At 34.8% G+C, this 22,028-nt stretch carries 18 protein-coding genes; 5 read left to right on the top strand and 13 right to left on the bottom strand.

Annotated elements, in window-relative coordinates; translation table 11 throughout:
- The first annotated feature begins 75 nt into the window (after positions 1–75).
- Positions 76–453, top strand: a complete 378-nt coding sequence (locus AC3RVG_RS03000) for a hypothetical protein (protein WP_489689950.1) — start codon at positions 76–78, stop codon at positions 451–453.
- A gap of 9 nt (positions 454–462) precedes the next feature.
- Here the strand turns inward: AC3RVG_RS03000 and AC3RVG_RS02995 are convergent, their stop codons facing one another.
- Together AC3RVG_RS02995 and hutH are read right to left on the bottom strand one after the other, a co-directional pair.
- A complete protein-coding gene (locus tag AC3RVG_RS02995) occupies positions 463–1,350 on the bottom strand; it encodes a T9SS type A sorting domain-containing protein (RefSeq protein WP_489689949.1) in 888 nt (295 codons plus the stop codon).
- A 40-nt stretch (positions 1,351–1,390) separates the two neighbouring features.
- On the bottom strand, positions 1,391–2,899 hold the full coding sequence (gene hutH, locus AC3RVG_RS02990) for a histidine ammonia-lyase (protein WP_489689948.1): 1,509 nt from the start codon (positions 2,897–2,899) through the stop codon (positions 1,391–1,393).
- A 180-nt stretch (positions 2,900–3,079) separates the two neighbouring features.
- Between hutH and AC3RVG_RS02985 the strand changes: the two genes are divergently transcribed.
- A complete protein-coding gene (locus tag AC3RVG_RS02985) occupies positions 3,080–4,444 on the top strand; it encodes a TlpA family protein disulfide reductase (protein ID WP_489689947.1) in 1,365 nt (454 codons plus the stop codon).
- Positions 4,445–4,511: 67 nt separating this feature from the next.
- On the opposite strand, the gene AC3RVG_RS02980 is transcribed toward AC3RVG_RS02985, so the two are convergent.
- Complete coding sequence (locus AC3RVG_RS02980; protein WP_489689946.1) at positions 4,512–6,050, bottom strand: NAD(P)H-hydrate dehydratase; 1,539 nt, start codon at positions 6,048–6,050, stop codon at positions 4,512–4,514.
- A gap of 165 nt (positions 6,051–6,215) precedes the next feature.
- Here AC3RVG_RS02980 and AC3RVG_RS02975 point away from each other — a divergent pair, with 165 nt between their 5' ends.
- Positions 6,216–6,632, top strand: a complete 417-nt coding sequence (locus tag AC3RVG_RS02975) for a glyoxalase (protein ID WP_489689945.1) — start codon at positions 6,216–6,218, stop codon at positions 6,630–6,632.
- Between the two features lie 116 nt (positions 6,633–6,748).
- Positions 6,749–8,005: an OmpA family protein gene (locus AC3RVG_RS02970; protein ID WP_489689944.1), complete on the top strand. Its 1,257-nt coding sequence runs from the start codon at positions 6,749–6,751 to the stop codon at positions 8,003–8,005.
- 74 nt (positions 8,006–8,079) lie between these two features.
- Here the strand turns inward: AC3RVG_RS02970 and AC3RVG_RS02965 are convergent, their stop codons facing one another.
- Positions 8,080–8,760: a DUF2461 domain-containing protein gene (locus AC3RVG_RS02965; RefSeq protein ID WP_489689943.1), complete on the bottom strand. Its 681-nt coding sequence runs from the start codon at positions 8,758–8,760 to the stop codon at positions 8,080–8,082.
- A gap of 129 nt (positions 8,761–8,889) precedes the next feature.
- Between AC3RVG_RS02965 and AC3RVG_RS02960 the strand changes: the two genes are divergently transcribed.
- Positions 8,890–9,324, top strand: coding sequence for a hypothetical protein (locus AC3RVG_RS02960; RefSeq protein WP_489689942.1), 435 nt, complete (start codon positions 8,890–8,892; stop codon positions 9,322–9,324).
- Between the two features lie 69 nt (positions 9,325–9,393).
- Here AC3RVG_RS02960 and AC3RVG_RS02955 read toward each other — a convergent pair whose 3' ends face one another.
- The 9 genes from AC3RVG_RS02955 to AC3RVG_RS02915 all read right to left on the bottom strand — a co-directional run bounded on the left by AC3RVG_RS02955 (position 9,394) and on the right by AC3RVG_RS02915 (position 21,918).
- The gene (locus AC3RVG_RS02955) at positions 9,394–10,251 is read right to left on the bottom strand and encodes a YitT family protein (RefSeq protein ID WP_489689941.1); all 858 of its coding nucleotides are present in this window, start codon (positions 10,249–10,251) and stop codon (positions 9,394–9,396) included.
- Between the two features lie 391 nt (positions 10,252–10,642).
- Entirely contained in the window at positions 10,643–11,095 is a 453-nt protein-coding gene (locus AC3RVG_RS02950) for a KTSC domain-containing protein (protein WP_489689940.1), read from the bottom strand.
- A 227-nt stretch (positions 11,096–11,322) separates the two neighbouring features.
- Positions 11,323–11,514 (bottom strand): cold-shock protein, encoded by a 192-nt coding sequence (locus tag AC3RVG_RS02945; protein WP_489689939.1) that lies wholly within the window; start codon positions 11,512–11,514, stop codon positions 11,323–11,325.
- Positions 11,515–12,027: 513 nt separating this feature from the next.
- On the bottom strand, positions 12,028–13,341 hold the full coding sequence (locus AC3RVG_RS02940; RefSeq protein ID WP_489689938.1) for a DEAD/DEAH box helicase: 1,314 nt from the start codon (positions 13,339–13,341) through the stop codon (positions 12,028–12,030).
- Positions 13,341–14,687: a DEAD/DEAH box helicase gene (locus AC3RVG_RS02935; RefSeq protein ID WP_489689937.1), complete on the bottom strand. Its 1,347-nt coding sequence runs from the start codon at positions 14,685–14,687 to the stop codon at positions 13,341–13,343. Before AC3RVG_RS02935 ends, AC3RVG_RS02940 begins: the two co-directional genes overlap by 1 nt.
- Before the next feature lie 370 nt (positions 14,688–15,057).
- Positions 15,058–16,560, bottom strand: coding sequence for an aldehyde dehydrogenase family protein (locus tag AC3RVG_RS02930; protein WP_489689936.1), 1,503 nt, complete (start codon positions 16,558–16,560; stop codon positions 15,058–15,060).
- A gap of 210 nt (positions 16,561–16,770) precedes the next feature.
- Positions 16,771–17,610, bottom strand: a complete 840-nt coding sequence (locus AC3RVG_RS02925) for a helix-turn-helix domain-containing protein (RefSeq protein ID WP_489689935.1) — start codon at positions 17,608–17,610, stop codon at positions 16,771–16,773.
- Positions 17,611–18,273: 663 nt separating this feature from the next.
- Positions 18,274–20,415 (bottom strand): catalase, encoded by a 2,142-nt coding sequence (locus AC3RVG_RS02920; RefSeq protein WP_489689934.1) that lies wholly within the window; start codon positions 20,413–20,415, stop codon positions 18,274–18,276.
- Positions 20,416–20,703: 288 nt separating this feature from the next.
- Positions 20,704–21,918, bottom strand: coding sequence for an RNA methylase (locus tag AC3RVG_RS02915; protein ID WP_489689933.1), 1,215 nt, complete (start codon positions 21,916–21,918; stop codon positions 20,704–20,706).
- Positions 21,919–22,028: the final 110 nt, after the last annotated feature.

Below are 22,028 nucleotides of genomic sequence, written 5' to 3'. Positions count from 1 at the left end.
AAGTTTTCTTGGGGATTTTTTTTTAGAATATATTTAGAAAATTCCTTAACTTACTAAGGCTTTAATAACTGCGCTATGATAAAAAGTTTACAATTTGAATATGGTGAAGTTCGGGTTTTTCAAAAATTCGTTGTAGTTGTAATGAAGGAAGGGATTACTGTGAAGCCTGAATATAATGACGACTTAATAGCTATTTCTGAAACTTATTATGGCAAGCGCTCTTTTGGATATATAACCTATCGAAAAAATTCATATTCGGTAGACCCTATGATATACATAAAAACCTCAAAAATCGAAAATTTAATTGGTTTTGCTGTTGTTTCTAAAGGTGGTTTAAATGTGGCGAACATTGAGTTAGAAAAACGATTTTTAAAAAAACCCTTTCAACATTTTGAAAACCTCGATGATGCAAAAGATTGGGTAAATGAGTTGATTATTAATAAGGGTTCCTAATTTCTGACTTTACTTAATAATCTTAAAAGTTCTTTTAGTGCCCGCTAGTCCGTCAACTAGAATAATATATGTGCCAGAGCTATAACTAGTCATATTAATAGAAATAGTCTTCTCGAAATTATTTTCAACGCTTTTAAGTTTCTTTCCCGTTAAGCTATAAATTGTTGCGCGAGTAATATTTGTGGCATTATTAAGCAAACAAGTTTCGCTATTGTTCAATTTTGACAACACCACTTCTTCCAAATTATTCTTTTTGATATCCATATAAACTGGCGTGCAATCGTCAATAGAATCTAAATTGGTATAAAAAGCAGCAGTATTTTTAAAATAACAACTTAACTGCCCTACCCCATTAAAATCTGGATTTCCACCGGGCGCATTTATAAGTGAAAGCGAACCACATCCTTCCACCCAAACAGCATTTTCTGTACTTATAGTATTTGAAGGCGTGGGTGAAAAATAGAAATGATCATAATTTTCCCCGTCTACTAAAGGTCGTGGGATAATAGAGTCTAACTTAAAATAGCCTCCATTCTGCGGAAATGGCGAAAGAGGATTAAGCATGTTAGTAGTATCGCCAACTTGTAGTGAAAAATCGTATAGTAAAGATTCTTCATTTCCACCGCCAGTGCGAATTTTTAAAAAGTAGAGTTTCTTTTCGGCTACTTCTTCCCGAAGTAGAAATGTTCGCGATATATAATGATACCCATCAAGTATTTTATAGGTCTTCCCATTTACGAGGGTGTCGCCATCTGTAAAATAAACATCTGTAGTACACCCAAAATTACAAGTAGTAAAATGCCATTCATTACGTTCATTTAAAATTGGCTCATAGTCCTGCGCAATAGCCGAAAGTGAAATAAATAAAACAGCAAGCGATGTAAAGATTGGTTTCATATTTTATAAAGTTAGCTTTTCGGAATCAAGGTACTATTTTTTAACCGAAAAGAATATCGGCATCCACATTTAAAGATTGCAGAAAAGCATCACTCGCGTGAATATCGTCTGCTAATAATCTATCGTTCTCCATAAACGGAACTATGGAGCGATAAGGCTTTAAAAATGATTCTATAAAAGGAGATGATTTTTTAGGCTCTCTAAATTTTAGGGCCTGAGAAGCATTCATCAATTCTATTGCTAAAATAGTTTCAATATTTTCTATTACTCGTAGGCATTTTGTGGCTCCATTGGCTCCCATACTTACATGGTCTTCTTGCCCATTTGATGAAACAATAGAATCTACTGAGGCTGGCGTTGCCAATTGTTTATTCTGGCTCACAATGCTTGCCGCAGTATATTGCGGTATCATAAAACCACTGTTTAATCCAGGGTTGTTTACTAAAAATGCTGGTAACTCCCGTATTCCAGAAACCAATTGATACGTTCTTCTTTCCGAAATACTTCCCAGTTCGGCCATTGCAATAGCTAAATAGTCCAAGGCAAGCGCTAATGGTTGTCCATGAAAATTTCCGCCAGAAATAATAACATCTTCATTTACAAAAATGTTGGGATTGTCTGTTACCGAATTAATTTCGGTCTTAAATGTTTTATGCACAAAATTTATAGTATCCTTCGTAGCTCCGTGAACTTGCGGTATACAACGGAACGAATATGGATCTTGAACATTTTTATTTTCAGAAAGACCTATCTCACTATCTTCAAGAAAGTCTAAGATTTGTTCAGCAGTTTTCACCTGCCCTCTGTGAGGACGCACCAAATGCACCAACGCATTGAAAGGGCTCATGTTACAATCAAAAGCATCTATAGAAATAGAACTAATTAAATCTGCCAAGTATGAAATCTTATAACTTTTCAAAAGACAATAAACGCCGTAAGCACTCATAAACTGCGTGCCATTCAACAATGCGAGTCCTTCCTTTGCTTGCAGCGTAATGGGTTCCCAATTAAATTTTTTCAATACTTTTTCCGAAGCCATTCGTTCGCCGCCATAATACACTTCGCCTTTACCAAGCAGTGGTAAAGAAAGATGTGCTAAAGGAGCTAAATCACCAGAGGCGCCCAAACTTCCCTGCGAATAAATTACAGGTAAAATATCATTATTATAAAGATCAATTAATCTTTCAACAGTTTCAATTTGCACGCCACTATAACCATAACTAAGCGATTGTATTTTCAACAAAAGCATAATTTTTATGATAGGTTTTGGAACAAATTCTCCAGTACCGCATGCGTGAGACATTACTAGATTTTCCTGTAATTGTGAAAGATTTTCTGAAGAAATCTTAACATTACACAAAGAACCAAACCCAGTGTTTATACCATAAACGGGCGTCTCATTATTCTTCATTTTATGAATAAGATATTCTCGAGACTTTTTTATGTTGAGTTGTGCTTCTTCAGAAAGTGCGAGGTCCGTATGATTTTCTATGATATCCTTAATTATAGACAAATCGAGGATTTCTGAACTTATATAATGAGTTTTCATTGAGTAGGTGGCTTTACGCAAAAATACTGTTTTTTAATTGCTATGCTACCTTTCTAACATTCAAAAGCTGCGAGTGATTATCCGCACGATAAAAGTGCATTTCAGAAAAATAAAAGCTTACAATGTTAAAAAATGTTATTTCAATATGTAATTTTACGATTAAATTAAAAATTTAGATAAATGAAAAAATTAAGCTTACTCCTTTTGGTGCTTTCCGTTATTGCCTGTAATCAGGAAGAAAAGCCACAATATTCCTTAATTAGTGGAACAGTTGAAAACAATACAGGAGAAACTGTTTTTGTACGTGGAAACGATTTTGAACTCAGAACTCCAATTAGCGAAAGTGGAACGTTTGCAGATACACTGCGAATCAAGGAAGACGGTTTCTACGAATTGTACGTTGGCCGTGAACGAACAGCAATTTATTTGGAAAAAGGAAAGAATCTTTCTGTAAATCTAAATGCGAATGAGTTTGACGAATCATTAAAATATACAGGCGATCTTGGAAGCGTTAACAATTTTTTAGCCACCAAATACCTTTGGAATGAGCAAAATATGGATAATAAGGAAGTTTTTTCATTAGCTGAAGCTGACTTCTTAAAACAATTAGAAACCAACCAAAAAAGTATCGATAGTTTATATGCAGTAAACACTATTACTAATGATAGTTTTAAGAAAAAACTTGCTGAAGAAGACAAATATGCCAGAGCGCTTATGATTGAAAATTATAAAAATGCGCATAGCTATTTTACAGGAATAGCAGATTATAAAGTTTCGGACGGTTTTTATGACGAATTAAAAAACATCAATTATAAGGATACGCTTGCTTACAGGAATTCAGTAGCGTATCAAGGTTTGCTAGATGCACATTTTAACAGACTAATAAATGAAGAGACTATAGAAGCGGTAAATAACCAAAACGTTTTGTTTCTAAAAAAGGTAGACGAAAGTTTACCAAACGGCTATGCAAAAGATAAAATAATGACTTCATATTTGCAGTTTGGACTTAAGCCAGATGAAACATTAGACGACGCTTTCAATATTTATAAAAATAGTACGCCAAACCCAGAAAATTTGGCGAAGCTAACAGTGCGATATAACAAACTTAAAACCATTACTAAAGGCAACCCCTCGCCTACTTTCAATTTTGAAAATCATAAAGGTGGTACAACTACATTGGAAAGCCTAAAAGGTAAATATGTTTACATAGATGTTTGGGCTACTTGGTGCGGACCTTGCCTACGCGAAATTCCTGCTTTAAAAGAGTTTGAAAAAGAATACGAAAACAAGAATGTACAGGTTGTAAGTATTTCTATTGATGTAGCGAAAGATTACGACAAGTGGAAAGCAATGGTTTCCGAAAAGAATTTAGGCGGAAAGCAATTGATGGCAGATAATAACTGGAAATCTAAGTTTGTAGAAGATTACGCTATTTTAGGAATTCCAAGATTTATATTGGTAGATCCACAAGGCAATATTATTTCTGCGGATGCTCCGAGACCTTCAGATCCAAAATTGCGAGAAACTATCGATGTATTAATGTAGGTAAATTAATATGTCTGTTCGAGCGCAGTCGAGAATTTCCTCCCCGCTCGAACAGACATTTTTGTTTTTAAGCGTTTGTTTTATTTTCAATTTCTTCTGTTGCAAATAATTCTAAATATGCTTCTGAAATATTCCCGATAATATCGCCCGCCATCACAGCTTCGTAGCCCAATTGTTCTGCAGCAATATCTCCCGCACTTCCGTGCAAATACACGCCAAAAACCGAAGCTAGTAACGAGTCGTAACCTTGCGAAAGTAAACCCGTAATTACCCCGCTTAGCGCATCTCCACTACCGGCCGTGCCCATTCCTGGATTTCCAGTAGTATTTATATATAGTTTATCTCCATAAACTGTAATAGTGTATGCACCTTTAATTATAAGGACAACATTATGTTTTTCTGAAAACTTTTTAGCTTTTTCGAGTTTGTCATAATCGTTTTTCCACTCACCAATAAGTCGTTTTAACTCTCCCGGGTGAGGCGTTAAAATAGAATTCTTCGGAAGTAGTTTCAAGAAATTTTTATTTTCTGAAATAATATTCAAAGCATCGGCATCAATTACAAAGGGTATGTTTTTCTTCTTTAATATATTTTTCAAAGCTTCCACTGTAGCTTTATTTTTTCCGAGCCCCATCCCGATTCCTATGGCTGATGGTTCAAAACCTATTGTTATTTCACTTAGATAATCTTCCTCCTTATCTGTTATAACCATTGCTTCTGGAACTGTGGTCTGTAAAATTGTATAACCACATTTAGGCACAAAAGTGGTAACCATGCCCGCGCCAACTCTAAAGGCGGCAGCAGTTGAAAGTACGGCTGCGCCAATCTTCCCATAACTTCCTGCAACTATCAATGCGTGGCCGTAGGTGCCTTTATGTCCAAATTTTTCACGTGGCTGATAAAACCGTCGAGCTTCCAGTTTCGAAATTAATTGAGCTAATGGTTCAGTTTTTTGAAGAAATTCAACATCCAATCCAATTTCCAAAACATCAAAACTTGAAACATAGGGCGCTGTTTCTGGCAAAAAGAAAGATAATTTTGGGGTCTGAAATGTTAACGTATGGTTTGCTTTTAACACGGCATCTTTATCTTCCAAAGCCGAATTTGAATAAAGTCCGCTAGGCATATCAATTGAAAGCTTGAACGCTTTACTTTCGTTCAAATATTGAATTAATTTTTTTACCCAGCCACCGGGACATCGGTTTAATCCTATTCCGAAAATAGCATCTATAATAAAATCTTCTGCGTTAATTTCGGGGAAATCATTTTCACCCTTCATCAATATTGGCCATTTTTTGGAGACGTATTTTATTTTATCATAATTCAAAAGGAAGTTCTTTGAGCGCTTGTCGCTACAATTTACTACATATACAATTACGTTATAACCATGTTCAATCAGCAACCTTCCCACCACCAAGCCATCGCCGCCATTATTACCAATTCCAGAAAAAATACGGATAGGAACAGGCGCTCCATTTAAGCGATGGTGTAACCATTGAAAAATTTGTAAACCAGCACGCTCCATTAATGCTTCTGAAGTAATTTCTTGTTTTTCAACCGTAATTTGATCGGCTTCGTATAATTGTTCTGAGGATAATATTTTCATTTATAAATTTCTTTTAAAAATTAAAAATTGAAATGGCGGGTTTATTATTTCACCATTTTCAAATATAAGAACATTACTTCGCATTGTTGAAAACAACGTTTATAACTAATTGATGGTTCGCTCAGAAAGCCCTTTATTCTTTATAATTTTAATGAAAACCAAATTATGGAAACAAGAGATAGTTTACTTTTAAGTATGCGCCCCGATATTCCAACGGCAAAAATTAACAACAATATGTCTGCCGATGAGTGTTTTCAGAATAAAACCCTAAGACCCGTAATTAAACTTCAACACGAACTTTTACTGGCAGCTTTTAAAAATTACGTTAATAAGCATAAAGATGTTTTTTATAATCTTAGTGTTGAGAAGAAATTGGATTATATAGAAAACGCTATTCATAAGGATATGAAATTCCGAAATTCACTAAAAGGTGTTATTATAGGTCAATTTACGCTGGAAGAATTTGAACTTTATATTCAAAATTCTTCTGCATTGAATAAACGGATGATGAATATTGTAAAAGAGCGTTTAAAAGACAATTTGCTGTACTTCGACAAGATAAGCTTATTAATCAGTACATAAGCAAAACTAAAGGTGTCAGAGCGATATCAGCTATGTTAAAACTTCTTTAAATAGTTGTTACAACTAACAGATTTTTCCTTAAATTTGCTGCTATACTGACTAAAGAACAAATAATTATGAAAACACTACTCTTTCCTTTACTGCTACTTTCCGCATGTTTTATATATGCCCAAGAGGAACAATCATTTGACTATAACAAATGGTCTGTTGAACTAGCGGGTGGATTACATAAAAATGGACAACCGATGGCAGCCGGGTATGCAACTGCAACCCCTGGTTTCGGACAAATTAGTTTGGGTACGCGCTATATGTTTAATAACCGTTTTGGACTGAAATTAGATTTTGGTTACAGCACTCTCCAAGAAAAGAAAGACACTCGACCTTTTAAATCTAATTATTATAGAACCTCCCTTCAAGGAGTTGCCAATCTAGGGTCTATTTTAAATTTTGAGAGTTGGACTAATACTATTGGGCTGCTTGGTCATGCTGGTGCAGGGTATTCGCAATTAAGTGCAAAAGAACCAATTGATAATGCAAATAACGATCAAATGCTTCACGCAATTGTTGGTTTAACTCCGCAACTTAGGCTTGGTAATCGCGTTGCTTTAACAGCAGACGTTTCTGCTATTGGAAATACGCGCCAAGATATAACTTGGGATGGTACATCTTCTTCAACGGTTGGTGCTTTCGATGGTTTAATGCTCAACTTTTCAGCAGGACTTACTTTCTACTTAGGTAAGAATGAAAAACACGCTGATTGGTATACACAAGAAAGTGTATTTAAAGACAAACTTGCAGATCACGAAGAAAGAATTTCAAAAATTGAGACTGATCTTATAGATACAGATCAAGATGGTGTGCCAGATTATTTAGATCGTGAGCCAAATACTGTTTCAGGAGTAACTGTAGATAGTAAAGGTGTAGCGGTAGATAAAAACGAAAACGGTATCCCAGACGAATTAGAAAGCCCATTAGATGCTCGCTATATGAAAATTGGTAGTACTATTAATGATAGTGGAGATAGTGCGATCGCAGAGTTATTAAATAAAGGTTATGTAAATGTTTACTTCCAGTTTAATAGTGACAAGCCTGAAACTTACTCTTTAGAAGCTATCAACTACTTGATGAGATATATGAAAGATCATCCTTCAGCAAATGCTGAACTAATAGGTTTCGCAGACGAAATTGGATCTCCAAATTACAACCAAACACTTTCTGAAAACAGAGCTAAGCGTGTGTATGATATTCTAATCGCTTCTGGAGTTTCGGCGAGTAGATTGACTTATCGCGGTGGTGGTGAAGACACTAGTGTTGACAAGTCCTCTTCTCCAGCAAGACAGTTGGTACGTAGAGTTACTTTTAGACTTAAATAAAATAATAAATAATACAATTTAAAAGAGCCTTCCATTGGAAGGCTCTTTTTTGTTTTAATATTTAATAGTGATAACTATTCTATAGTAGATACTCCATTCAAATCTGTTGTTAATACATCGCTCATATAATTAAAAAATGGACGTAGCAATTGGTAATGATGTATCAAATTGTCTTTAAAATCTGGAGCAAATACTTCTTTGTCCGTAAAATGATGGTTTACGAAGAAGTTTTTAAGCTTGATTAAATCAATGTTTTTATCTTCTTTGTCAAATCCCCTTGGGGCAGTTTTTACTGCATATTCCTGATTAAAATTTCCGAAGGCTTTTTTGAAATCCTTCTGATTTAGAATTTCGCGAATTTCCGAACTGTCCATCTCAAATTCCTTTCTAATTCGAAGCAAATCTGCAGGGTTTGGATCAAAGAAACCTCCTGCCATATAACTATTTCCCGATTCCAATCGAAGGTAATAACCTCCACGGCGCTGAGCTCCCGCCCTGCTAAAGCTTACACTTCGGTGAAAGTTGTAGGGTGTTTTATCATTACTAAAACGAATGTCGCGGTTTATTCGGAAGATTTTAATTTTGGCAATTTCATCTGCAATATTAAGATCCTTCTCTATAGCTGCATAAAACTGTTTTAAAGTTTTCTCGTTTGCCAAATACTCCTTTTTATGCTCCTGCATCCATTCGCGGTTATTATTCACTTTTAATGTCAACAGAAAATCAAAAGCTGATTTCGGAATAGTTGGATTCATAGTTATTTTTTGAATAGTAAAGATAGGTTTATGGCATGGAAGAAAAAAAGACCGGTTTCTAGAAAGCAAGTAATATCTTCAATTTCAAAAATGACTATATTTATACCAACAACCTAAAACCATCTTATTATGAATACAGTATCAAAACCTAATACAGCCTTTTGGATTATTGCCGTCATTGCTCTTTTATGGAATTTATTGGGAGTATTTTTTTGGGCTTCAGAATATTTTTTAATGACAGAAGAAATGAAGGCTGCAATGCCACCCGAACAACTAGAATTAATGAACTCGGCGCCTTCGTGGAATATTATTGTTTATGGAATAGCAGTAATTGGAGGATTACTTGCAAGCATCTTTTTATTAATGCGTAAAAAGTTGGCTATCGCACTATTTGGAGTCTCTTTAATTGCAGTACTTATAGTTCAATTGTATTGGATTCTTGTTTTGGATACAGTAACCGCTTTGGGCCCTCAATCGCTTATAATGCCACTTATTGTAATCGCACTAGCAATATTCGAATATTTTTATAGCAAAGGAGCTGCCCGAAATGGGTGGATTGTTTAATTTATAAAACAAAACGTTTTGGCGGAACACCGTACATGTTATGCCAAAACGTTTTTAATTCAAACCAACTTAACTTAAAAGACTGTTTGATTCCAACACTGTAATGTTAGCGTTAGGATCAATTTTATAGATAATATTTTTAACCACTTCGAGCTTTTTATTATTTTTTGTTATCAAAGTCATCTTTTCATTGCTATCGTGGTGAATAAGTTTCAAAATGCCGTCTGTACTTTTTCGGTTTAATAATATTTCTTCTTGTATCAATTGATTTTTCGATGAGAAAACAAGAATGGTTTTATTCTGGACAGATTTTTTTATAAAATATTCAATTGTTTTACTAATGGCTACAATAGCTACCACACTATATGCCGCCATTGTAAAGTCTGCAAATACTACAATTCCCAATAGAATAACTATTCCATCTACTATAAGAATTAGTTGATTGTAGGGCAATCTTAGTTTTGTTGAAAGTATTCGAACTAAAATATCGTTACCACCAGTGGTCGCTCCTGCATTCATAACTATAGCTATTGAAATACCTACAATTATACCTCCAAAAACAGATGACATTAAAACATCATTTATAAAAATTTTCCCACCTGTTAATGATGAAATTAGATCTATATAAAAAGACACTAAAATCATAGAAAACAAAGTTTTAAAACCTGTTTTAGCTCCCAATACTTTAGTACCCCAAAGCAGTAACGGAATATTTATAAATAGTGCAAGCCAACCTACCGAAAATCCAGTGACTTCCTTAATTACAATACTAAGCCCTAATATACCGCCTGGCACGATGTTATGAGGAATAATAAGAAGTGCATAAGCAACGGAAAGCAGTAGCGACCCTAGAAATACGTAGGTATAGCTTTTTAACTCTGTGAGTACAATTTGCTTTTCTAATTTGATGGCGATAACTCTTTTCATGTTGATTGTATTAAATAAAAAAATCCCTTTGATTTTTAACTTATCAAAGGGATTTTAAAACGTTTATAATGGTTTTTATCATTCACTTTGATGTACGAGAATATGATTGCGAGTATGCTTCGACATGTGGCGCTTAATGATATAATAATTTATTGTGTTCGTCATTTTCAATAGTGTATTAAACAAAAAAAGCGTTCCTCTTTGGGGAGGAACGCTTTTAATATTTTCATATATAATTGCCCTACACCCCGGAGATTTTTCCGTGCATCTTACGTTTAATATTTGAGCGATATTCTTTCATAATTAAGGCGCAAAGCTATGATAATTTTTCTCAGCTTTATTTATTCTTTGAGAAAACATTGTGATAATTATTTTTTAAACCACGAAAAACCTACGAAGCAGGTTCTAAGGTGCGCTTAGATTTTCTATAAAGATAATTTGGATAGATAGTACGCTTAGCAAAACGGTTCAGTTTATCACTGTTTACCATTTTAATATATATCTGTCTCGTTACACCAAAGTATTCATAAGTACTACCATCTAAATAAGTAATTTCCATCAACATACCTTTATGCTGAAAATCGGCGATTCCAGAATTAGTAATAGTTTCGGTGTACTCTTCTAAATTAGCTTCTTTGGTTTCTGGAGCAATACTCACTAAAAAGTGGTAACCATCTATAATCTTGCGGCTGTTAACTTCAGCCTCTTCACGACGCTCGTCTCCATCTTGAAATTTATCTGGGTGCCATTCTTTTACCAAATTACGGTAGCTGGTTTTAAGGGCTTTAAGCTCTATATCCTTTTCAACTCCAAAGAGTTTTTTGTATTCGTTAATGCGTTTCATAAATTATTTTTGCGGGCGCGAAAGTACGCCTTTATATTGAAGAATGAACTATTTATGCAGTGGTTTTAATTCTAGCTTCAATATATTATTCCATATTTATTCTATTATTTCGAAATTGTACGTGACTTAATTATCAAAATAAACCATGTGTTGTATATGAAATTGGGCATTTCACATAAAAAAAACCATCCGTTAAGATGGTTTTTATATTGTTATTGATAAGCGTGTTATAGTAATCTTACTTTTATAGCGCTAAGACCTTTTTCTCCTTGCTCCACGTCAAATTGAACTTTGTCATCCTCACGGATGTTATCAATAAGATTGGTTGAATGCACGAAAATATCTTGATCTGTGTCTTTTACTTTGATAAAACCAAAACCTTTGGCTTCATTGAAAAACTTTACTGTACCTTCTTTCATTGTGTTTACTTTTTTAAAATTGATTAATTTATTTATAAATTCTTTTAACATTATTTCTCTTTGTTAAATTGATGTTTTACTTCTTTTTGAATTACAGCAATTTATTTCACACATAGCATTTAATTGATTGTTTTCAAATTCATTTTTTCAAGCGAATTATTCTAATAGCTATTACTCTTTTAAATAGTATATCGAAACCTATACTAACTCACAATAATTTGTGACTTAACATTTAGCCAAACAATGGCGCTGCCGCCGTTAGCGATTGTATTATGAAGAAAACTTTTGAAGAGAACAATTGTTCTTAATCCTATTGGTTTTTACCATAAAACGCCTGTGGCACTACAACTATTAAAGTATAGTAGAAAGCGAAGGATTAATTAAAATTGGGTAGAAATTAAAAAAAGATAGGCTGACTAAATTGTTTGTAATGTAAATGTAGACAAAATTCACTACTCTTTCTAACTTAAATGTTAAAGAATTGATTTTCAAATAAATAATAAAAAATAGTCGTTAAAGTATATAAATTCGCACCTTCTTCTTTTTAAGGTGGCTGTTATTCAATTTGCTTACTAATTGACTTGCAATTGCTAATGGAACAGCAACGAACGCACAATCTTGCTTTAGCTCTATCGAACCCAATTGGTCTTGATTTATGTTTCCCTGTTTTATGAAAAGACCCGCAATATCTCCTTTCGAGATTTTATCTTTTCTTCCTCCAGAAATAAAGAGGGTTTCCCAATATTGCTCCACATAGGGTGCTGCTTTTGGAATTTCTATCGGTTCTGTTTTTTCTATAAACTCTGGCAATAACTGGTTTTTCCACTTCAGCACATAAGCCGTGCCTTTTTCATTTACTCTTGCCGTTCTTCCGTTTCTATGCGTAAATTCTACTGCAGAATGTGGCAACTCATAATGAATTATAAACTTTAATTCGGGAATATCAATTCCTCTGGCGGCAAGATCGGTAGCTAACAGTATTTGGCTCGTACCATTTCTAAATTTTATAAGCGCTCTTTCTCGGTCTTTTTGTTCCATTCCGCCCGAAAAACTTGTGTGACTTATTTTATTTTCAGTTAGAAAATCGCTCACCATTTCAATACTATCCCTAAAATTGCAAAAGATAATTCCAGGTTGATTTCCAAGATAATGGACAAGTTTCAATAAAGTACTCAGCTTGTCTTTATCAGGTGAAATGACCGTTTTAATTGCAAGTTTTGGATCTGTCTTTTCCGACAAATAATCTAGCACTGTTGGCTTATCTAATTTTACAAATTTTGGTATGTCAACTCCTTGTGTAGCAGATGTTAATATACGTTTACTTACACCAGACAATTCAATAATAATTTCGCTCATTTCGCTTTCAAAACCAATCTCTAGCGACTTGTCATATTCATCTAATACCAAAGTAGAAATACTTGCTTTCGAAAAACGATCATCATCAAAATGATCTAAAATTCTACCTGGAGTACCTACTAAAATTGCCGGCGTATGTTTTAATTCAATTTTGTCTTTACTCTTTGATCTTCCGCCGTAAACCGCGTTCACTTTAAAACCAGAACCCATATTGCGAATTACTTGCTCAATCTGAATAGCCAATTCGCGAGTAGGAACCACAATCAGCGCTTGTACTTCTGGATTGTCTATATCTAAATTTTTAATAATAGGTAATAAAAAAGCCAAGGTTTTCCCTGTTCCCGTTGGGGAAAGTAAGATAGTATTTGTAGTTTTTTCTATAGTTGCAATGGCTTCCACCTGCATCGGGTTTAAGGCCGCTATACCTAGCTTAGCCAGAATATCCTTTTGGTTTTTTGTTTTGTTTGCCATTATTTCTGCTTCTTCTTTTTCTTTGTTGGTGCTTCTTCTTTTGGAGCTGTAATAGTTGTTTGCGCCAATTGATGAGCGAGTATTTTATCTATCAGTTCTTCCTTTGTTAAATGATGAAATACCGTGCTAATTTTCTCTTTAAACTCCGCCGAAATAGATCTGTTTGGTTTTGTTTTAAAAATTTTCTTCGCCCATAAAAGCGTATTGCTTTCTTCCGTGCTTTGGGCGTCTGGTTTTTTCATTTCAGTAAATGAAATACCCAGTTCTTCTTCAAATTCTGGGATTTCAAAAACCTCTTCTTGCTGAAGTATAGTTACCGAAAGCCCCTTTGCTCCTGCCCTAGCCGTTCTTCCGCTTCGGTGCACATAGGTTTCATAAGTATCTGGTAAATGATAATTAATTACGTAGCTTATTTCTTTTACGTCTAGTCCACGTGCTGCTAAATCTGTAGCTACCAAAATATCGATATGTCCTTCGCGAAACTGCCCCATTACTCGGTCGCGAATAGGTTGCGTAAGACTACCGTGAATAGCGCCCGATGAAAATTTATTGATAGCTAGATTCTTTGCTAGCTTATTTACCGCTGCTTTTGTTTTACAGAAAATAATTCCCCGTTCCCCTTCTTTGGAACTTAAAAAATGAAGTAATATCTCTAGTTTTTCAATTGGCTCCACTACCAAAAATTGATGATCAATGCCCTGATGGCCCATTGTTTCCATATCGGCTTCAATATGCAGCACGTGTTTGCTCATATAATTTTGAACCAATTGTTTAATGGTGCCTGGCATAGTAGCTGTAAACAATAGTGTTCTTCTGCCTTTTGGAATTTCCGCAATAATACTATCTAAATCAGTTTTCAGCGCAGTTACCATTTCATCTGCCTCGTCCAGCACTAAATAGGCCACGCTCTTAAGGTCAATTGCTTTTCGATTAATTAAATCTACCAAACGACCCGGAGTAGCAACTACAATATGAGTAGTGCCTTTTAATCGCTCTATTTGTGGTTTTATAGGAATACCGCCACAAACTGCTGCAATGCCAATTTCAGAACTATGAGAAGCAAAAGCAACCAAGTTAGTATGTATTTGCTGACCTAACTCGCGTGTTGGTGCAAGAATTACAGCTTGTATATTAGTGCTTTCGGTATCAATAAGTTGTAGTAACGGCAGGCCAAAAGCTGCAGTTTTTCCAGTTCCTGTTTTCGCCAATGCCACTACATCTTTGGTCTGGTTTAGAATTAACGGGATAGTTTTTTGCTGTATGTCTGTTGGTACAGCAATGTTTAACTCAGCTAAACTTTGTAGTAATGAAGGATTAATTCCTAAAGAGGAAAAAGTATTGGGCATAAAATTATGTTTTTGCAAAGATAGCTATGCTTTTGGTTGCACCGTGTAAATATAGCAGGAAGTTAGTGTAACGTATTTTAATAATCAAATCCCAAATTAGTACTATCGCTACAAATGAACATCAAATTATAAGTGCCCAGCAATCCGAATGCTGACGTGAACTTAAAATGAACTGGTATAACTTTTAATGAATTACGGTTTATAATAGCTTTTGTTTAAATAGCATTGAAGAAGTAATTCCTATATAAACACTTAGTTTTAAGCCTTTTTACTTTTCGAATAATTGCAATACTTATAATTTTGTTGTTTCATAAAATAATAAAACCCCGGAGTTACCGGGGTTTATTATTAACTTATTTAAAAGTTTCAATTAAAAGAATCCCATAGGTTTCTTGTCGTAAGAGATCAACATGTTTTTTACCACACGGTAATGATCTAATGCCATTTTATGGTTTTCACGACCAAAGCCAGATTCCTTAACACCACCAAATGGGGCGTGTGCAGGATACGTATTATATTGGTTTACCCAAACTCTACCCGCTTTAATAGCACGAGGAACTTGAAATAATTCGTGAGCATCACGAGACCAAACCCCGGCACCTAGTCCGTAAGGAGTATCGTTTGCGATAGCAATAGCTTCTTCAGTAGAACTGAATGTTGTTAAAGCTGCAACTGGTCCAAAAATTTCTTCTTGAAATACACGCATCTTGTTATTTCCTTTTAATACGGTAGGTTGGACATAATATCCTTCAGAAATTTCACCTTCGTAGTTACCAGCGTCTCCACCGGCCAATACGGTTGCTCCTTCTTCTTTACCGATGTTGATATAACCTAAGATTTTTTCGTATTGTGCTTTAGACACTTGAGAACCAATCATAGTTTCAGGATCTAACGGGTTTCCTGTTTTAACTGCATCTAGACGTTCTTGCATTCTTTCGATAAAAAGATCGGCAATATCTTCGTGAACGAGGATTCGTGATGGAGTCGTACAAATTTCCCCTTGGTTAAGAGCGAACATTAACGCGCCTTCAATAGCTTTGCTAAAAAATTCGTCGTCCTTTTCTGCTACAGATGGGAAGAAAATGTTCGGTGATTTTCCACCTAATTCCATAGTTACAGGAATGATGTTTTCGGCTGCATTGTGATAAACTTTACGTCCTGTTTCCGTAGAGCCAGTAAATGAAAGTTTTGCAATACGTTTAGACGTTGCCAAAGCTTGTCCTGCTTCTGCACCAAAACCAGTTACAATGTTTAATACACCCGCTGGTAAAATATCGCCTATAAGTTCCATTAATGCTATTACACTAGTAGGAGTTTGTTCTGCTGGTTTTACAACCGCTGTACAACCTGCTGCTAAAGCTGGAGCTATTTTCCAAGCTAGCATCAACATTGGGAAGTTCCAAGGAATAATTTCACCAACAACACCAATAGGTTCGTTTAAAACGATACTCAACGTGTTTTTATCATGCTCAGAGATACTTCCTTCATCTGCACGAATTACACCTGCGAAATAACGAAAGTGATCTATACAGTAAGGGATATCTGCTGCACGAGATTCACGAATTGGTTTCCCATTATCGATAGTCTCCAAAGTTGCCAAGTATTCGAGGTTATCCTCCATTACTTGTGCAATTTTTAATAATGCATTACTGCGTTCTGTAGCTGAAGAAGTACTCCAAGAGGGGAACGCATCGTGTGCTGCATCGAGTGCAAGGTCAATATCTTCTTGCGTTGAACGTGCAGCTTTCGTAAACACTTTACCGTCTACTGGAGATACATTGTCGAAGTACTCTCCTTTTACGGGAGCCACGAATTTACCGCCAATAAAATTCTCGTATCTTTCTTTAAATACAGGTTTTGTTACATTTGCCATAATTATATATTTACTTTTAATTATTATATCGCCTGCCAAAAAACAAGCGTCTTTTAATTACAATGCAAATGTACGGTGGGATGCTAGCTGTCTATTTATTGATACGGTTCAATAACTTATGAAAAAGGGTCAATTTTAAATATTGTAAAATACGGAGAAATGACAGGTGTTATATCTGTCTAAAATACAGGTATTTATATAAATTAGTTTTTAATTCGAAATATCTGTTGGACTAACCCCGAACTTGTTTTTAAAGGCTATACTAAAGTTAGACAAGTTGTTGTAACCAATGCTTATATAAATATCTGATGCTTTTAAATCGCCTGTTTGAAGTAATTCTTTAGCTTTTTGTAGGCGCTTGTCTTGTAACCATTTTCCGGGTGGTTCGTTATATTCGTTCGTAAATTGACGTTTAAAAGTAGATAAACTCATATTACATAAAAATGCAATTTCCGCTAGTTTTAAATTAGAATGCACATTACTTTCTACTACATTTTTAAATGGGGAAACCTCTTTAGATATTAAAGAGTGTAAGTAATATTCAAATTTACTGCCGTATTTGTTCAATAAATACAGCATGATTTCCTCAAATTTTAAATCCAATATAGCATGACTATAACTAGCATTTGTAAACGTTATTGAAGATAAGGAGCTAATAAACGCAGCTATATAAGCATCATTTTCAATTACAAAATAAGGCACATCTTCTTTATATGGTTTTACATCCTTTGTGTATTTACTTAAAAAATCGATTAATTTTTTTTCTGAAAAAAAGAAGAGCTTGCAATAGTAAATAGCTTCTATATCTAATAATTCGGTCCATAACCAATTTCCTTTTTTGAGTAGTAATGATTGTGCTTTGTTTACCTCCACAGAGGTTCCTGCAAAGTGTACTTGCTTTTTCCCTACTTGAAGAAAACTAAACATATTCATGCTTAAGTTAACCTTGCTCTTAACCACATCATTAGTCATCTTAAAATCGTAGACAAATAGATTTGGCCTTTCCTTTTCGCGGGCAATGTATATTTCTGGGATATTCTCTATCGGCATTTTCGTATATTTTGAAGTATTGCCTAATAGCAGACAATTGAATTTTTAGTTAAATATTACAGCATTTATCTATACATCATTATACACAAAAAATTAATAGCGCGCCCATATAATTCGTTTCGCTTTCACGGTAATTATATTCATCCACTAGTTTTTAGATATTTTGTCTGTCACAACAGCTTCAGGGCTCAAATAAGTCCAGAACCAATCCATAAATCGCTATTAAATCCAAACTCGGCTCTAAAATTTGTTTTAATTAAACGGTGGTCTCAAACAAATATCAAGGTTCGATCGGCTTCATGTTGCTCGAAATAGATGATTTAGTTCAAAAATTTAATTTTTTACGATAATAAAAATTTATAATGTGTTAATCATCAATTGAATGAAACATTAATTTTGCATAGTTAATCTATAAAAAAAGGAGGTTATTATGAATAAATGAAAGTAAAACGGAATCTATTTTTTTAGATAGATTCAAATAAAAGCTTTGTAAAGCACATAAATTTTATAAAAAAGAATAGAATTAGCCATAAAAACCATCCATAATACGGATGGTTTTTTGCTGAATAATAGACTAACAATTCTAATTGAAAAAGCCTCCACGTTAATAATGGAGGCTTTACTTAAAATATGGTACAGTCAATACAAAGTTGCTAGTTTCTATTATGCAGGCACTCCTTCAGCAATTTCCATTCTATCCCAATTTCTGTGCTGTTGTATGGCCTTTTTAAATGCTTTAGCTTCTTTGTTTATTAATATTGCTTTGTCTTCAGTATGTTTTCCGGCATAAGTTTTCATCAAAAATTCTTTGCCTTCATCATCAACTGCAATGGCTTTACAATGTTTAAAAGCTTCATTTACGAATTTAATATACTTCGCATTTTCTCCTAAAGCATCAATCGATTTTTTTCCTCCAGGAATATAAACCGCATCAAAAAGCACACTCTCCGTTGTCATTATGGACGCATCTACTTTATGCTTCATTTTTTCATCACACGTAATTGTGCCACCCATAGGCGCAATTATTTTTACCGTAGCGCCTTCCTTTTCTAAAACAGATTTCATTTTATCTAAATTTTTCATGCTAAATCCATCTGCCGCCAATACAGCTATTTGGCGAGTAGCAATGCTCTCAAATTTTGTATTTGCTTGGCTTAATGCCGGAGATTTTTCCAGATAATTCTTTTTTGGCCCAGGTTGATGTTTTTTGATGTCTGCATCAGCTCCAATAGCTTGATTTATGGGGCCATCAATCTTTTTCTGCACTTTCATTCCCAATCCTTTACCCACTTTTTTAGCGAGATCACTATCTATTTGATCGATCATATAAAGCATCCGTTCTTTTATATGGTCTAATTTACATTTGCCCAACTCAAAAGTATATGCATCTGCAACGTGTTCCTTCTCCCACTTGGTTAAACTTCTATAAAATAACGCTGGTTGCGAAAAATGGTCGCTAAAACTTTCACTGCGTGTACGCACTTTTCTGGCATCTATGCGCTCTTCATAACTTCCAAAAGCACCTTCAGCCATTTTTGATAAATGTGGACAACCACCACTTATTGAATTTGGAAAATATGCCGTTTGTCCCTTTGGAATATCCATCTGCATCTGTCCATCTCGCTGATTATTGTGTGCCTCAACTACAGGTCTATTAATAGGTATTTGATGAAAATTAGGCGTGCCCAATCTTGAGAGTTGCGTATCGCGATATGAAAAAAGTCTTCCCTGTAATAGTGGGTCGTTCGTGAAATCTATTCCCGGAACTATATGTCCGGGTAGAAATGCAACTTGCTCCGTCTCTGCAAAGAAGTTGTCCGGATTCTTATTCAAGGTCATTTTTCCAATAATCTTAACGGGAACCATCTCTTCAGGAATAAGTTTTGTAGGGTCTAGCAAATCAAAATCGTATTTATGTTCATCGGCTTGGGGTACAATTTGCACACCAAACTCCCATTCTGGGTAATGGCCTGCATCTATTGCCTCCCAAAGATCGCGACGGTGAAAATCGGCGTCTGCACCGTTTATTTTTACGGCTTCATCCCAAGTTACCGAATGCACGCCCAATTTAGGTTTCCAATGAAACTTTACAAAATGAGACTCGCCTTTCTCATTAATAAAACGAAAAGTATGTATACCAAAACCTTCCATCATTCTAAAACTTCTCGGAATAGCCCTGTCGCTCATAGCCCAAATATGATTGTGAAGTGTTTCTGTTGCGTGCGACACAAAATCGTAAAACGTATCGTGTGCAGAAGCCGCTTGGGGAATCTCGTTATTGGGTTCAGGTTTTACAGAATGAACCAAATCTGGAAACTTCATCGCATCTTGAATAAAGAAAATTGGCATATTGTTTCCCACAAGATCCCAAGTTCCTTCTTCTGTATAAAATTTAGTAGCAAAACCACGTACATCTCTGGCCAAATCGGGTGAGCCTTTAGAGCCCGCCACCGTAGAGAACCTTACAAATACAGGAGTACGACGTTTAGTGTCGTTAAAAATTCCAGCTTTTGTAAATTGTGGTATTGCTTCGTATAATTCAAAATACCCGTGTGCCCCACTTCCGCGAGCGTGTACAATACGTTCTGGAATGCGCTCGTGATCAAAGTGAGTTATCTTTTCTCGTAATAGAAAATCTTCCAACAAGGTTGCTCCGCGTTCTCCTGCTTTTAACGAGTTATTGGTATCGTTTACTTTCAAACCTTGATTGGTTTTCATAGTAGAACCTTCCACATTCCACGTATCTTTTTGAAGTTGTTCTATTTTTTTAGTTGGCTTTTCGGAGGAATTATCTTTCTTACTCATAATACATTTCTTTTGAAATTTTAGTTTTTACTTAAAATTACTGTATTTATCAATATGAGTTTAATCTTGTAATGTTTTAAAGCTAAAAATTATTAATTATTTAACTTTAGTCACTGAGTTTACGATAAGTTGCATAGTAGTAGCTGCTACATATAAAAGGAATTATCTAGCAGATTATTTCCAATATAAGAATTTGAAAAGAAGTTTTTCTGATACAAAAAGCACGTCAAAAATAGTTTTCATCGCTACTGAACATTTTTAGTTATTCTTCCTTCCTCCTACTATTTTTTAATCGTTAATTTCTAATATTATTGATTCTGTAATTAATAAATCTTGAATAAAACCAAAAATTTCTATTAAATCCCAACTAGGTTCCAAAAGTTCTTTTGTAGTTAAAAACGATATAGATTCTCCTCTATTTAGCCGTTCTATTATAATCGATAGCGTCGGATTATTTGTTTTAATTATACGATGGCCTCTAGAAAATATTAGAGTTCGATCGGCATCAAGTTGCTCTAAATATATAGGGAATATTATTTTACCTTTAATTGAAAAGTTTTCTGTTGGTGGAATTGAAAGCTTACTTTTCTTTGATGCTCTTCCTATCCCACCATTACTTTTTAGTCTCTTCAATTTTCTGGATAAAGTGGTTTCCAGTTTTTCCTTCAGGGATTCTAAATTTATCCGACCATTTAAATCAGTATCGGATGCATCTAGTTTTATAGGCTTTTCATAACCCGCTTGTAGGGTCAATTGCTCTTCGGCAGCTTCTCTTAAAAGATCATTTTCAAATCTATCGTTCGGCGGATTTATATAATCCAATACTACACTCGCAGAAAACTTTGGGGTGTTAGCAACGTGATAAACATAATGCGGAATAAACATGGCATCTCCAGGCTCTAATTCGTATTGCTCGCCTTCTGAAAGCATTTCGTCTACATTGTGAAAAACTTGGGAGTTATGTGTTATACTATTGTATTTGGGGTCGTCCCAAGTATAAAACTGTTTTTTTTCCGGACCTAAATGAAATAAAATTCCATCTTCGCCAGTGGCTTCTTTATGAATTCCGAAAGGAGTGAAACCATAGTTTCCCATAAAAAAAAGAAACGATAAACCGTTGAGAGGTAAACCCGCCTTCTCCAATAACGGACAAACAATAGTAGCAGCTTTTTCGGCAAACGAGTTGCTGTATTGCTCTAAACCAATTAAAACAAGTCCAAACTTTTGGTCGCCAAAAATCTGTTTACACCAGTTTTCCAGCGACTGTGCTTCCTTTGGCGGATTTGCAGCCATTTGTGAAATAATATCATTCCGGAGCTGATTATTAACGTAAACTTTTAAACCCACATGTAATTCCTGCTTAGCCAAAAAACCATTTAAAACATCGATAAGCAGTAGTCGTAATTCTGAAATATCCTGCCCTGTGATTAATTGTTTGGCACGTGCTGGTTTAACGAGATTATTTGAATCTTTTAAAAATGTATTCCAAGTAGAAAAAACCATAAATTATAATTTGAGACTTTGTCGCTCAATTTAGTGATTTCTAAAGAACTGCTGTATACGTTTAAGTAGAAATAGAAGCTGCAATGGTTGATGACTGCAGTTTGGGAGGC

The sequence above is a fragment of the Aequorivita sp. IT1282 genome (assembly GCF_058068205.1).
Note: the sequence above shows the minus strand (reverse complement) of the source record. Positions and strands in the feature narration are given on the sequence as shown.

Coding starts and splice junctions, on each gene's coding strand:
- AC3RVG_RS03000 (WP_489689950.1), top strand. CDS start 76: ATGATAAAAAGTTTACAATTTGAATATGGTGAAGTTCGGGTTTTTCAA.
- AC3RVG_RS02995 (WP_489689949.1), bottom strand. CDS start 1,350: ATGAAACCAATCTTTACATCGCTTGCTGTTTTATTTATTTCACTTTCG.
- hutH (WP_489689948.1), bottom strand. CDS start 2,899: ATGAAAACTCATTATATAAGTTCAGAAATCCTCGATTTGTCTATAATT.
- AC3RVG_RS02985 (WP_489689947.1), top strand. CDS start 3,080: ATGAAAAAATTAAGCTTACTCCTTTTGGTGCTTTCCGTTATTGCCTGT.
- AC3RVG_RS02980 (WP_489689946.1), bottom strand. CDS start 6,050: ATGAAAATATTATCCTCAGAACAATTATACGAAGCCGATCAAATTACG.
- AC3RVG_RS02975 (WP_489689945.1), top strand. CDS start 6,216: ATGGAAACAAGAGATAGTTTACTTTTAAGTATGCGCCCCGATATTCCA.
- AC3RVG_RS02970 (WP_489689944.1), top strand. CDS start 6,749: ATGAAAACACTACTCTTTCCTTTACTGCTACTTTCCGCATGTTTTATA.
- AC3RVG_RS02965 (WP_489689943.1), bottom strand. CDS start 8,760: ATGAATCCAACTATTCCGAAATCAGCTTTTGATTTTCTGTTGACATTA.
- AC3RVG_RS02960 (WP_489689942.1), top strand. CDS start 8,890: ATGAATACAGTATCAAAACCTAATACAGCCTTTTGGATTATTGCCGTC.
- AC3RVG_RS02955 (WP_489689941.1), bottom strand. CDS start 10,251: ATGAAAAGAGTTATCGCCATCAAATTAGAAAAGCAAATTGTACTCACA.
- AC3RVG_RS02950 (WP_489689940.1), bottom strand. CDS start 11,095: ATGAAACGCATTAACGAATACAAAAAACTCTTTGGAGTTGAAAAGGAT.
- AC3RVG_RS02945 (WP_489689939.1), bottom strand. CDS start 11,514: ATGAAAGAAGGTACAGTAAAGTTTTTCAATGAAGCCAAAGGTTTTGGT.
- AC3RVG_RS02940 (WP_489689938.1), bottom strand. CDS start 13,341: ATGGCAAACAAAACAAAAAACCAAAAGGATATTCTGGCTAAGCTAGGT.
- AC3RVG_RS02935 (WP_489689937.1), bottom strand. CDS start 14,687: ATGCCCAATACTTTTTCCTCTTTAGGAATTAATCCTTCATTACTACAA.
- AC3RVG_RS02930 (WP_489689936.1), bottom strand. CDS start 16,560: ATGGCAAATGTAACAAAACCTGTATTTAAAGAAAGATACGAGAATTTT.
- AC3RVG_RS02925 (WP_489689935.1), bottom strand. CDS start 17,610: ATGCCGATAGAGAATATCCCAGAAATATACATTGCCCGCGAAAAGGAA.
- AC3RVG_RS02920 (WP_489689934.1), bottom strand. CDS start 20,415: ATGAGTAAGAAAGATAATTCCTCCGAAAAGCCAACTAAAAAAATAGAA.
- AC3RVG_RS02915 (WP_489689933.1), bottom strand. CDS start 21,918: ATGGTTTTTTCTACTTGGAATACATTTTTAAAAGATTCAAATAATCTC.